This window comes from Mucilaginibacter pankratovii (assembly GCF_014773265.1).
GTDB lineage: Bacteria > Bacteroidota > Bacteroidia > Sphingobacteriales > Sphingobacteriaceae > Mucilaginibacter > Mucilaginibacter pankratovii.
The window spans coordinates 87,632-100,949 of the sequence record NZ_JACWMY010000008.1 but is presented as its reverse complement, the minus strand read 5'-3'; the positions used below and the strand labels follow the sequence as shown (position 1 = coordinate 100,949).

11 protein-coding genes are annotated in these 13,318 nt (G+C 46.4%); 6 read left to right on the top strand and 5 right to left on the bottom strand.

Features of this window, described 5'->3' with window-relative positions:
* Positions 1-59 precede the first annotated feature (59 nt).
* Complete coding sequence (gene cdaA, locus IDJ77_RS16160) at positions 60-851, top strand: diadenylate cyclase CdaA (RefSeq protein WP_191190011.1); 792 nt, start codon at positions 60-62, stop codon at positions 849-851.
* A gap of 17 nt (positions 852-868) precedes the next feature.
* Here cdaA and IDJ77_RS16155 read toward each other — a convergent pair whose 3' ends face one another.
* Together IDJ77_RS16155 and IDJ77_RS16150 are read right to left on the bottom strand one after the other, a co-directional pair.
* Positions 869-1,252 (bottom strand): hypothetical protein, encoded by a 384-nt coding sequence (locus tag IDJ77_RS16155; RefSeq protein ID WP_191190010.1) that lies wholly within the window; start codon positions 1,250-1,252, stop codon positions 869-871.
* Between the two features lie 151 nt (positions 1,253-1,403).
* Positions 1,404-3,884, bottom strand: coding sequence for a M1 family aminopeptidase (locus IDJ77_RS16150; protein WP_191190009.1), 2,481 nt, complete (start codon positions 3,882-3,884; stop codon positions 1,404-1,406).
* A 327-nt stretch (positions 3,885-4,211) separates the two neighbouring features.
* Between IDJ77_RS16150 and IDJ77_RS16145 the strand changes: the two genes are divergently transcribed.
* The 3 genes from IDJ77_RS16145 (at position 4,212) to IDJ77_RS16135 (ending at position 9,794) form a co-directional block, all read left to right on the top strand.
* A complete protein-coding gene (locus tag IDJ77_RS16145) occupies positions 4,212-5,537 on the top strand; it encodes a Gfo/Idh/MocA family protein (RefSeq protein WP_191190008.1) in 1,326 nt (441 codons plus the stop codon).
* 178 nt (positions 5,538-5,715) lie between these two features.
* Positions 5,716-7,098: a 3-keto-disaccharide hydrolase gene (locus IDJ77_RS16140; protein ID WP_191190007.1), complete on the top strand. Its 1,383-nt coding sequence runs from the start codon at positions 5,716-5,718 to the stop codon at positions 7,096-7,098.
* 290 nt (positions 7,099-7,388) lie between these two features.
* Positions 7,389-9,794, top strand: a complete 2,406-nt coding sequence (locus tag IDJ77_RS16135; RefSeq protein WP_191190006.1) for an ABC transporter permease — start codon at positions 7,389-7,391, stop codon at positions 9,792-9,794.
* Positions 9,795-9,872: 78 nt separating this feature from the next.
* On the opposite strand, the gene IDJ77_RS27680 is transcribed toward IDJ77_RS16135, so the two are convergent.
* The 3 genes from IDJ77_RS27680 to IDJ77_RS16120 form a co-directional block, all read right to left on the bottom strand.
* On the bottom strand, positions 9,873-10,016 hold the full coding sequence (locus IDJ77_RS27680) for a PIN domain-containing protein (RefSeq protein WP_224751124.1): 144 nt from the start codon (positions 10,014-10,016) through the stop codon (positions 9,873-9,875).
* Between the two features lie 222 nt (positions 10,017-10,238).
* On the bottom strand, positions 10,239-10,469 hold the full coding sequence (locus IDJ77_RS16125; RefSeq protein WP_191190005.1) for a hypothetical protein: 231 nt from the start codon (positions 10,467-10,469) through the stop codon (positions 10,239-10,241).
* A 172-nt stretch (positions 10,470-10,641) separates the two neighbouring features.
* The gene (locus tag IDJ77_RS16120) at positions 10,642-11,052 is read right to left on the bottom strand and encodes a BrxA/BrxB family bacilliredoxin (RefSeq protein WP_191190004.1); all 411 of its coding nucleotides are present in this window, start codon (positions 11,050-11,052) and stop codon (positions 10,642-10,644) included.
* A gap of 215 nt (positions 11,053-11,267) precedes the next feature.
* On the opposite strand from IDJ77_RS16120, the gene IDJ77_RS16115 reads away from it, so the two are divergent.
* Both IDJ77_RS16115 and IDJ77_RS16110 read left to right on the top strand, forming a co-directional pair.
* Positions 11,268-12,122 carry a M23 family metallopeptidase gene (locus IDJ77_RS16115; protein WP_224751123.1) on the top strand — a complete coding sequence of 285 codons (855 nt, stop codon included), beginning with the start codon at positions 11,268-11,270 and terminating at the stop codon, positions 12,120-12,122.
* A 258-nt stretch (positions 12,123-12,380) separates the two neighbouring features.
* Positions 12,381-13,244, top strand: a complete 864-nt coding sequence (locus tag IDJ77_RS16110; RefSeq protein ID WP_191190003.1) for a M23 family metallopeptidase — start codon at positions 12,381-12,383, stop codon at positions 13,242-13,244.
* Positions 13,245-13,318: the final 74 nt, after the last annotated feature.

Sequence of the window (13,318 nt, the reverse complement as noted above, 5' to 3'; positions counted from 1 at the left end):
TTCGCCGGGATAATTACCACCCCGGCATGATGTTAGCCAAAACTTATTAACTTCGTATCATGCATTCCTTAGACCTCAGCTTCCTTAAACCTACCATCCCCAATATACTGGATGTGCTGCTGGTGGCATTTATTTTATACCAGCTGTATAATTTAATAAGGGGAACCATTGCGGCCAATATTTTTATCGGCTTTATAGCTATTTGTTTATTATACAAGGTGGTAGATCTGTTGCATATGCAGCTGCTTTCGGCCATCCTGGGTAAGTTTGCAAACGTGGGCATTATTGCCATCGTAATTGTTTTTCAGCAGGAGGTGAGGCGGTTTTTGTTGCTGGTGGGTAAGAATGCCTCGCTGCAGCGCAATAAGGCCTGGTGGAAGTATTTCTTCGGTAAAGCCGAGGCGGAGAAGAACAACTATGCCCGTATAAAACCTATTATAGATGCCTGCAAAACCATGAAGCAAACCCGTACCGGCGCGCTTATTGTTTTTGCGAAATATTACGACGAGCAATTTTACCAGAACAGCTGCGAACTGGTGGATGCCAAGATCTCTAAACGTTTATTAGAAAGTATCTTCCAAAAGAATAGCCCGTTGCATGATGGTGCCGTGGTAATAGCCGAAAACAAGATCAAATCTGCCAGCTGTATATTGCCGGTTACCGAGAAGGCCGACCTGCCCGCGCAATTTGGCCTGCGCCACCGAGCCGGTATCGGTGTTACCGAAGCTAATGACGCTACGGCCATCATCGTATCGGAAGAAACCGGTGAGATCTCTTACGCCAAACAGGGCCGCATTAAAATGAATATCAGCTTCGCTGAGTTAGAAAAGCTTCTGAATAAGGATTTTTAAAAAAAATCTTTGCTACCTTAAGGATGGATAAGCGTTACGCCGTTTTTCTTGTTGAAATCCTGGCCAACAACCGGCATGGTATAAAACCCGTCGATCTTTTTTACCGGCATTTTCGATTTTCCGCCCAGCACGGCTACCGGCATCAGATAACCTTCCATATGGCCTATCAATTTGGTTTGCGTTAGCGGCGTTTGATTGAAATTTTCAAGCGTGGATAATTTCTTTAGAATATTTGCATCCGGTAGTTTGGTAAGGTCTTTCAGCGATGGCGAATTGATGGTGGTATCAACCCTTATCTGGAACACCGGCGACGGAACCTGCTCCGGGAGCTTCAGATCGTTCTGAGCCATCAGCCGGCCGGTGCCGGTAAGTAACGCAACAATTAGCAATGCCTTTTTCATATCGGTTTGGTTAATGTTACTAAGTTAGCGATTTTGCTTTTTAACTTAATTGTTAAATAAGGTTAAAAAATGTTAAAAAGAGAAATTAGTGCTCATAAAAAAGCCGCCCCAGATACGCGGGGCGGCTCTCTCAAAAATTTATTGTTGAATATTAATTCAGCGCGGCAATTGCTTTATCGGCAGCGGCTGCAGATGCGGTATCGCCCAATTTGGTGCGGGCATCTTTTATGCTGGTGAGTAATTGTATCACCGTTGGTGCTACGCCGAATTGTTTGTATTTAACGCCAAGCTCGCCAATGGTAGTAATGGCTTGCTGTGCGTATTCCGGGCTTTTTACACGACCGGCGTACTCGGCAGCTTTCCTGATCATCTGGAACTGCGCGTTCGGGTCGCCGTTTTTAAAGGCATCGTAGTAGTAAGGCCATTCGGCATCGGTACCGTTAGTGGCATAAACACCCAGAACCGCTTGTTTAAGCGCGCCTTCGCTATCATTCTGATAGGTTTTCGCTAAAGCCACGGCCTCGGTTGGGTTGATCATCCCGATAGCATTCATAGCAGCGCCCTGTATGGCGTAGCTTTGGCTGGTTAGGGACTGTTTAAACAGACTCATGTTGCCCGATGCTTTTAGTTTGCCTAAAGCAGTAATAGCCGCAGCGCGAACCAAATTGTTCTCGTCGGTTTGTGCCAGTTTAACCAAAATGGGTACGGCAGCGTTGCGTACATCATCGTAACTGGTAAGGTTTGCAGCGGCGATAGCTTTTACGCGCAGCCCGTAATATTTATCCTGTAGGGCAGCGATGATGATCTTCTGCGCGCCTTTTTCGTTTTGGCGGGTTTTGGCAAAATCAATAGCCTCGTAACGGTCCAGGAAAAGCGGGGCGTTAAAGTATTGGAACGCGTACTCATCCAGCGTTTTGCTGTCGGTTTTCTTGGTCAGCAAAATCTTATCACCATCAACATTCACCAGGTCGGGTTTTGATGGAACCAGGAAAGTAAGCGTATCGGCCTTGGTGCGCATCCAAACGCTGTGGCGTGTTTTTTTGCCGCCTGCGTAAATGTCAATGGCCATTGGCAGGGTAAAGCCATTACCATCCTGCGTTTGCTGCAGGTAAACAGTTTGTGTTTTGGTAGCGTCGTCCCATTTGTAGCTGATGTTTAGCACCGGGTGGCCGGCACCGTAATACCATTGGTTAAAAAACCAGTTCAGGTCGCGACCGCTGGCTTCTTCCATCGCTAAACGCAGTTGCTGCGCTTCGCCATTTTTAAAGGCATTGGTTTTCAGGTAAATGTTTAAGCCTTTATAAAAAGCCGCGTTACCCAGGTAGTTGCGCAGCATGTACAGGATGCGACCGCCTTTCTGGTAGGTAACCACATCAAATACGTCTTCTTTGTCATTGTAATGAAAACGCACCAGATCTTTTTTCTTCGCGTCTGGCTGGCCCAGGTAGTTTTGCATCGCTTCCAGGCTGTGCGCGTCGCCGGCATCTTTGCCGTATTTGTATTCGGCCCAAATGCTCTCGCTAAAATCAGCGAAGGATTCGTTAACCGTTAGGTTGCTCCAGCTTTCGGCAGTTACGTAATCGCCAAACCATTGGTGAAACAGTTCGTGCACGATTGTGCTGCGGCCGCCATCATAATAACGGTCGGCAAGTTCGCGTTTGGTGCCTTGTACGTACACGCCGTGCAGGGTAGCACTGGTGTTCTCCATCGCGCCGCTCACGTAATCGCGAACAACTATTTGCGAGTATTTATACCATGGGTAATCAACGCCCAAGGTTTTAGAGTAAAACTCCATTACCTCCGGCGTAAAGCCGAAAATATCTTTGGCGTAAGGCGCATATTTTGGCTCCAGGTAATAGCTTACCTCTTTGTTGCGCCATTTATCCTTGTAAATTTTAAAATCGCCCACGGCCATCATAAATAAGTATGGCGAGTGCGGCAATTCCTGTTTCCAGGTATCGGTGCGGGTACCATCCTTATTTATTTTTTGCAAAGCCAAACGGCCGTTTGATAGCGTTACGTACTGCTTAGGTACGGTCATGCTTATCTCTTCGGTAGTTTTTTGGTTTGGTTTATCAATTGTTGGGAACCATGCCGAAGAAGCTTCGGTTTCGCCCTGCGTCCATATCTGGGTTGGCTTATCTTTTTCGGTACCATCCGGGTTCACAAAATATAAACCTTTGGCATCGTTAATAGCCGCGCTCCCTTTAACCTTCAGTTCGTTTGGTTTGGCGGTGTAATCAATATAAACGGTATAGCTTTCGGCATTGGTGTAGGTACGGTCCAGCTTAATAGCTACGGTTAGGCTATCGTAAGTAAAGGTAAGCGGTGTAGTTTTACCGTTTTTTACAATGGCAATGGTTTTAAGATCCATACCCTTTGCATCAAGGCGCAGGCTATCGGTAGGGTACATGTGGGGTTTTAAAGTAACCCACTCTTTGCCATACATATAGCGTTTTTTGTAATCGAACCTTACATCCAGCTTGGTGTGTACCAGGTCGTTAATTTTTGTGGTAGTTGCCCGGTAAAGTTTGTAGGCCGGGGTTTCGGCTGCGGGAGCTTGCGCTTGGGCTGTGCTGAGGGCGCAGGCGCTGATGCCGCCGGCTAATACGGCAGCGTAGAGTGTTTTCATATATAGTTAACAGTTTAATTGATATGCGTGCATAATAAAAGCTAAATTATTAGTTTTTATTCGATTTAAGACGCTTTAGGTGCAGGAAAGTTACAGCGGGGAGCGGGACAAATGCGGGACGGGGGGCTGAATCAGAATTTACTGGATTAAAGAATTTTCAGAATAATTGCTGGGCGTCAATAGATATCCTGACAGTTACATTTTTTATTCTGTAATTCTAAAATTCTGTAAATTCAGATTCAGATAATTGTTACATACATCTTATCACCTAATCTCCTAAATTAGCCTTTACCAATTATTGCAAAATACATTTACCAAAACCGTTTTATGCAACGCAGAAAATTTATTCAGAACGTGGCCGTTACCGGCACCAGTTTCCTTGTCGGTTCTCAAATGGCTATGGGTGGGGTTTTTAAAGGCTCACCAAATAAAAAAGTAGTTTTAGGAGTGATGGGGGTTAACAGCCGCGGCGCATTCCTGGCGGCAAAACTGGCCGCCATTCCCGATGCCGAGATAGGTTACATTTGCGACGTGGACAGCAAAGCAATGGATAAATGCATTGCCGAAATTGAAAAGATAACCGGCAAAAGGCCTAAAGGTATTACCGATATCCGCCAGCTGCTGGAGAAAAAAGACCTGGACGCGCTGGTGATTGCCGCGCCTGACCACTGGCACGCGCCCGCAACCATTATTGCCTGCCAGGCCGGTAAACACGTTTATGTAGAAAAACCCTGCAGCCACAACCCGCACGAGGGTGAAATGGCCATAGCAGCCGCAGCCAAATACAATAAGCTGGTGCAAATGGGCAGCCAGCGCCGCTCATTCTGCAACGTGCAAAAAATGGTGCAGGAACTGCACGATGGTATCATCGGGAGGGCTTATTTTGCAAGGGGTTGGTACGTAAACAACCGCAAATCCATAGGCTTTGGTAAACCGGCACCGGTGCCATCCAACTTAAATTACGATCTGTGGCAGGGCTATGCACCACGCAGGCCTTATAAAGATAACCTGATCCACTACAACTGGCACTGGTTTTGGAACTGGGGCACCGGCGAAGCCCTCAACAATGGCACACACGAAATTGATGTAATGCGCTGGGGCTTGGGTGTCGATTTTCCGGATAGGGTAACCTCATCGGGCGGTCGTTTTGCTTTTAAGGATGATTGGGAAACACCTGATACGCAAACTATTTTGGTGAATTTCCCCAATAATACCGCTATATCCTGGGAGGGAAGAAGCTGCAACAGCCACAATTCCGAAGGTGTTGGCCGCGGCGTAGTATTTTATGGCGATAAAGGCACCATTTACTACGGCGGCGGCAATGGCTACCAGGTTTATGATTATGATAACAAACTGGTGAAAGAAATAAAGGACGAAACCCCGGTGGATGCCGGCAACAAAGTAAGCCCAACCGAACTGCTGGACAGGGTGCATCTGCAAAACTTTATCACCTCTATACAAGGCGATACGCAGTTGAACCAAACCATCATTAACGGGCATAAATCTACCGTGATACCGCAGCTTGGCAACATCGCGCAGCGTATGGGCCGGGTATTGAATTGCGACCCAAGCAACGGCCACATCCTGCACGATCCCGAAGCGATGAAGCTTTGGAGCAGGGATTATGAACCGGGCTGGAATTTGAAAGTGTAAGGAAAAGCGATTTTAAAAGTTCCCCTCTTGAGAGGGGGCGCGAAAGGCAGTGCGGCTGCAGGGGTGTGTTAGCCACAACGCAAACTTAACATACCCCTCCACCCCTCTCAAGAGGGGAATCGCACGATGCCCCCGCTCATAAAAAGAAATAGTAGATAAACACATCCTCCTAAATAACATGAAGAACAACATTAAAATTTGGATACTCGCTGCGGCTACTCTCTGCGGAGTACAAACGGCCTCGGCACAAACAAAACTCGGCTATACCAGCCTGTTTGATGGTAAAACCTTAAAAGGCTGGAAAAAACTGGCCGGCAATGCCGAATACAGCGCTGCCAACGGTGTAATTACCGGTACGGCGGTACTTAACAGCGGGAACACTTTTTTGGTGACCGAAAAAGAATACGGCGATTTTGTGCTGGAATTGGACGTAATGACCGAGAGCAACCTCACCAACTCGGGCGTGCAGTTGCGCAGCCATTATAACCCTACCGGGCACGATGGCAAGGGACTTGTTTACGGCAAACAATGTGAGGTTGACCCCAGCGAGCGCAGCTGGACAGGCGGCATTTACGACGAAGGCCGTCGCGATTGGCTGTACCCCATGGAGCTAAACGCCAAAGCAAAAATAAATTGGAAGCCCGGCGTATATAACCATATTAAAGTAGAGTGCATTGGCAACGCCACCAAAACCTGGATCAATGGCACCGCTACGGCTTATGTAATAGATACGGTAGATTCTAAGGGCTTTATAGGTTTGCAGGTGCATGCCATCAGCGATGCGGGGCAGGCGGGCAAAAAGATCTTTTTTAAGAACATCAAAATAAAAACCACCAACCTTAAACCGCAGCCATTTGCCAAAGATGTATACGTGGTGAATTTAGAATCGAACAAGCTTTCCGCTTACGAAAAGCAGGAAGATTGGAAACTGCTGTTTGATGGCAAAAGCAGTGCCGGATGGCGCAGCGCAAGCAGCATGCAATTCCCGGCGAAAGGCTGGAAGGTGGCCGACGGCATGCTCTCGGTAATAGGGGCGACAGGCGGCGAAGCTACCAATGGCGGCGATATTATCAGCACAGATCAGTACAAGGCTTTTGATATGTCGTTTGAGTTCCGGATGTCGACAGGTGCTAACAGCGGTGTAAAATATTTTGTTACGCTGAGCGAAAAAACAACCGGCTCGGCCATTGGGCTGGAGTACCAGGTGCTGGATGACGCCGTACACCCCGATGCCAAACTGGGTCGCGATGGTAACCGCACCCTCGCCTCGCTATATGATCTCATCCCCGCCAAAAAACAAACCCGCTTTGTACACCCGATAGGCGCATGGAATACCGGCCGCATTATCGTGTACCCCAATAATCATGTAGAACACTATCTCAACGGCATTAAAGTGTTGGAGTACGACCGTGGCTCGCAAGCCTACCGCGATCTGGTAGCCATCAGCAAATACAAGATCTGGAAAGATTTTGGCGAAGCTGCACAGGGCCACCTGCTGCTGCAGGATCATGGTTTTGACGTGAATTACAGGAGTATAAAGATAAAGGAGTTGAAGAAGTAAGAGATAAGAATCAAGAGACAAGAAACAAGACAAAGCAACGGCCGCCGGGATAAAATTCTCCGTGGCCGTTCTGCTTAATTAATGAACCCACCCGCCATATAACCGAACACCCCACCGTTCGATATCGAACAACCGTACAGGTTTAATTCGAGTTAAATATTTGATTGTTAGTTTTTTATAAAATTGGCATGCATCTTATACAATTCCTTGTAGCAAGCTTGCTTGCTACAGATAGATAATGAGTTGGAATCAGAATCAACGAAATCTTTAATCAGTAAAATCAGCGGTCTATGATAAGAAATTATTTAAAAGTTGCCTGGCGCAACCTCATCAAAAACAAAACGCATACATTCATCAATGTTTCGGGACTATCTGTGGGAATGGCGGTAGCCATGCTCATCGGGCTGTGGATCTGGGACGAACTCTCGTACGATAAATACCATGATAACTACGAAAGGGTGGTGCGCGTCATGCAGCATCAAACCCTGAATGGTAAAACCGGCAGCCAGGTAGCAATACCTATACCGCTGGGCACCATGCTCCGCAGCGATTATACCGGCCCTAACCGCGATTTTAAATACATGGTAATGTCCAGCTGGAATTTTGAGCACATCCTTACCGTTGGCGAAAAAAAACTGAGCATGACCGGCAGCTATATGGAGCCCGAAGCGCCCGACATGCTTACGCTTAAAATGCTGAAAGGTACCCGTAAAGGGTTAAAGGACCCATCATCCATTGTTATATCGCAAAAAGTTGCCAAGGCTATGTTTGGCGATGCCGACCCGATGGGTAAAACCATTAAAATAGACAACAAAAAAGTAGTGAACGTTACCGGCGTTTATGAGGACCTGCCGCGTAATACCGAGTTTAACGAACTTACTTATATACTGCCATGGCAGATGTACCTTAATACCGAAGAATGGTTAAAACGGGCATCAACACAATGGGGTAATAACTCTTTCCAATTGTTTGCCCAGCTTAACCCCGGTGCGGATATTGCCAAAGTTAACGCACGCATTCGCGACCTGAAAAAGAAGAATATTGCCGCACAGGGCGATAAGGTGGGTGCTTCCTTTAACCCGCAAGTGTTTTTACACCCAATGGCCAGGTGGCATCTGTACGGCGAATTTAAAGACGGAAAGAACACCGGCGGCGCTATTCAGTTTGTATGGCTGTTTGGTATCATCGGCGTGTTTGTACTGCTGCTGGCCTGCATTAATTTTATGAATTTAAGCACCGCACGGTCGGAGAAGCGCGCCAAAGAGGTAGGTATCCGTAAGGCGGTAGGTTCGGTGCGTTCGCAACTCATCACCCAGTTCTTCAGCGAATCGTTGATGGTTGTGGTATTTGCTTTTATACTTTGTATTGTTTTAGTATGGGTAACGCTGCCATGGTTTAACCAGGTTGCAGATAAAAATATGAAAGTGCTGTGGGGTAATCCGGTGTTCTGGATAATGGGCCTTGGCTTTAGCCTGCTCACCGGGATCATCGCGGGCAGTTACCCGGCGTTCTACCTCTCGTCGTTTCAGCCGGTAAAGGTTTTAAAAGGGACCTTTAAAGCAGGGCGGTATGCTGCTCTTCCGCGTAAGATATTGGTGGTGCTGCAATTTTTTGTATCGGCAACGCTTATTATCGGCACTATTGTGGTTTTCAGGCAAGTGCAATTCACCAAGAACCGGCCCGTTGGATACGAGCGCACCGGCGTATTGCAAATGAGCATGAAAACCACCGATATTCACAACAACTTTACAGCCGTACGCAACGATCTGCTTGCCAGCGGGGCAATTGTGGAGATAGCAGAATCGGGCAGCCCGCTCACAGATGTATATTCAAACAGCAGCGGTTTTGATTGGGAAGGAAAAGCCCCCGACCTGCAGGACGATTTTGCCTTTATACGCATAACGCCCGAGTTTGGTAAAGTTGCCCAATGGCAGCTGATAGACGGACGCGATTTTTCCAGAGATATAAAAGCCGATTCATCTGCACTTATTCTTAATGAGGCATCGGTGAAATTTATGAATTTGAAACACCCGGTAGGTGCTACTGTAAAAAGTGGCGACTATAAATATCACGTTATTGGTGTGATAAAAGATATGGTAATGTCGTCGCCGTACGAACCGGTAAAAACTACGCTATTCTCCATGCAGGGCGGTGGCGGAGATCTGGTGGATATACGCCTCAACCCCAAAATGAGCACGCATAATGCGTTAGCCAAAATAGAGGCGACATTTAAACAATACGATCCTGCAAGCCCCTTCGACTATAAATTTACCGACGAGGAGTACGCCCGCAAATTCTCCAGCGAGGAGCGCGTAGGCAAACTGGCAGGGTTCTTTACACTATTGGCTATTTTCATTAGCTGTATGGGTTTGTTTGGTATGGCATCGTTTATGGCCGAGCAGCGCACTAAAGAAATTGGTGTACGCAAAGTATTAGGTGCATCAGTATTTAGCCTGTGGCAGCTCATGTCGAAAGATTTTATTGCTCTGGTTTGTATCTCGCTGATGTTTGCCATACCGGTAGCTTATTATTTTATGGGCGGCTGGCTCGAAAATTACAAATACCGTGCCGACCTATCCTGGTGGATCTTTGCTGCTACTGCGGTAGGCGCGGTAGGCATAACCATGTTAACGGTGAGCTATCAAAGCATCAAAGCTGCGTTGAGTAACCCGGTGAAGAGTTTGAGGAGCGAATAGATTATAGGCTGGAGATAAGAGATTAGATTCAGGAAGCTGGAGGGGCGTCTTTCAGCTTCTTGCTATTCTGCTGGTTGGCTATTGAACTTTAAGTTCTACCGGTTTGATCTTACGAACGTCAAAAAATACATTGTTAAGATGGTCGAAATCGTTATCGGTGGTAACCAGCGTTAATCCAAGCAATGCCGCAGTTGAAGCAATCCAAAGATCATTTTTGCCCATATTTCTCGGTGTTTTATGTGGGAAAGTGGTAAATGATGTATTCCTGCATTGCGATCTCGTGTCTTCTCGGCCCCCAACTATTTTGTAGGGCCAGCGATCTTAATTCGGCAACCGTGGCAATAGATACAAATAACTTAGCGTCGTGAGGATTGAATTGCTGAAGTAATTTTAGCGAAGGATCCTTCGCGAGATGAACCAGAATGTTCGTATCGAATAACAATTTCATTTGTTATTCCTTAGCATTTCTAATGCTATTTCGGCTTCCTCTTCGGTTAAAAAGGCTTCTTTTGGCAGTTCTTTTAAACGGGCGATAAGTTGCTGAGATGTCTTTCCCATTTTCGTAGCAAAAGCCTCGGCACCTCCGGCGGCCATGATTTCCGAAATAGAATATGATTTTATTTTGGAAAAGGAGTTTTGCGTTTCTCCTCCTGTTTTCGTTCCTGTTTTTCCCATAAGTTAATCCTCCTTTAAACAAATTTACATATTTTTTTTATAAATAGTGAGAGTAGGGTATGACATTGAAGCATGTTGTAAATGGATTTTTGGTCCAATAAAAAAGGTCCGGCGTTTTGCACCGAACCTTTTTATTGTCTTGTAACTTGCTTCTTGTCTCTTGAATCTAAACTTAGCAATACTCTTCAAACGCACCGATCAGGTTATCTGCTATCATTTGTGCAGGGCGGCCTTCTATCTGGTGGCGCTCGATGATGTGCACCAGTTTACCATCTTTAAACAAAGCCATTGATGGCGATGAGGGAGGGTAAGGCAGCATCAGGTTACGGGCAGCGTCAACAGCTTCACGCTCCATGCCGGCAAAAACGGTAACCAAACGGTCAGGGTGTTTTTCGTTGGCTGAAGCCATGCGTGCAGCAGGGCGTGCATTAGCTGCCGCGCAACCGCAAACCGAGTTAACCATTACAAATACAGTACCTTCGCTTTTGATAGCTTTGTTAACCGCATCTGCATCTTTCAATTCTTCAAACCCAACCCGGGTTAATTCTTCCCGCATTGGGGTAACTAAATATTCTGGGTACATATGTATGTTAGCTTAATTCTAAATTATTATACAAAAATACCAAATCATTTAACAAAAAATATACGTAAAAGAATAAACGCGATTAATTGACGTTCGGGTTATAATCAGTTTACATTGCTCTGCGATTAAACTTAATGATTATATTGCATCGTCAGTTAACGCTGATCCCTGATTAATTAACTAAAGAAAAAACTTAAAAACAGAACGTTTAGGTAATGGGCATATTTACGCAAAAAAATCAAATCCAACCCAGGGTAGTACAGGTAAGGGCAAGGCATTTTAACAGCCTTAAACTGGCCATGGCGGCAGGCCTCATTATTGTAATGGTCCTCATGACGGCCATTATGCGCTTAAACAGCCAGGTAGTTGCGCAAACTAATGAGAACACGCGCCTGCACTCGCAAATAGCAACTTTACAAAACGAGGTAGACAAAACCACCGAAGATGCTTTACTGGCCAACTCGGAGAAAGAGGGCAACCGAAGCAAAGCCGTTGGGTACATAGAGAGCATCCAATCCAAATTAAAAAGTATAAACAATTATTTAAGTAAACGCGGCTTAAGAAGCATCAGCTTTAAAACCGTTAACCTGAGCACCAATAAAGCAAAAAGCGATACCAAAATGTACAGCGAGTTTAACAGCTACCTGGACAGGCTGGTGAACAACATTGCCTACATGCCAATGGGTTACCCGCGCATCAGCTCGTTCACCTCTTTTTTTGGTTACCGCAGCAATCCGTTTGATTTTGGTGGCGGAGAGTTTCACCCCGGGCTGGATTTTAAAGGCAAAAAAGGCGAACCTGTTAAATGCACCGCAAGCGGCAACGTTATTTACGCGGCACGCGCGGGCGGCTATGGCAACTGCGTACGCATCAAACACCCCAACGGCCTGGAAACATGGTATGGCCATCTCTCAAAAATTAACGTACACGAAGGCCAGCGCGTTACCGTAGGCGATGTGATTGGCAAGGTAGGGTCTACAGGCCGCTCCACCGGGCCGCACCTGCATTACGAGATCCGCAAGAACGGTCGACCGGTTAATCCCAAACAGTATTTGAGCTTGAATATGTAAGTGAGTGGTGAGTAGTGAATAGCGAGTGGTTGATTGATTAACTGCCGATGATATTGAAGAGCGATGGGTTTACTCATCGCTCTTTTATTTGGTGGCGAGTGCATAGCAAACTACCTAAAGAAAACGGCTTATTGTGGCCACTTCACTACTCACCACTGACCATTCACTATAATTAATTGTAAATGTAACAGTTAACGTAATGTTAATTTGATTAATTGGATTACGTTGATTACTTTGCAATCCCAATTAATTAAATCGATGAACCCGAAGACATCTGATGTAAGTACTATTGTGATCTTAAACCGCAACCAGCAAACCCAATCGTTGCAGGTAAAAACAAAGCATTTAAAAAGAATAAAGCATTACGCAGCCGGTATAGCGGGCATTTTTGCCATATTAACCGGCTTTATTTTTTATTTGCATGCCCAAAACGCCCGGCAGGAGCAGGAGAAAATGCAGTTGCTATCGCAAATTGTAAAGCTCAAAGGCGAGATTCCCGCCAGTCTGCAAAAGGCAGGGGAAGAGCATTCCGCCCAGGGCTACATCCAGCAAATAGAGGGCAAACTTAAAACCATAAACGATTACCTGCGCCGCCGCGGCCTTAAGGGCTTCAGTACCAAAGGCACCGGAGGCGATAACAATGCCGAAGGCAAAAAGCTATCTGATAAGGAAGTTTACAGCCTGTATAACGATTACCTGGGCCGGGTGATGGGGAATATCGCTTTCACCCCGATGGGCTACCCCAGGCTAAGCGGCTTCTCCTCCTTTTTTGGCTACCGCAGCGATCCCTTCAACTCTGCCAGTGCCGAATTTCACCCCGGGATAGATTTTAAAGGCAGCCGGGGCGATGAAGCCAAAAGCACCGCTAACGGCAAAGTTATTTTTGCAGGCTGGTTTGGTGGCTACGGCAAATGCGTGCGCATACAGCATGGTAATAATTTTCAAACCTTGTACGGGCATTTGTCGCGCATTACTGTGAAGGTCGGGCAGGAGGTAAGCGTGGGCGAAAAAGTGGGCGAGGTAGGCTCCACCGGCCATTCTACAGGCACACATTTACACTACGAGGTGCGCAAGAACGGTCGCCCGGTAAACCCTGTTAATTTTTTAACGCTTAATAAATAACAGTGAGTGGTGAGTAGTTAAGTGGTGAGTGGTTGCAAAACGACTCGCAGCCCGCTACTAAGTTTTCGCCACAA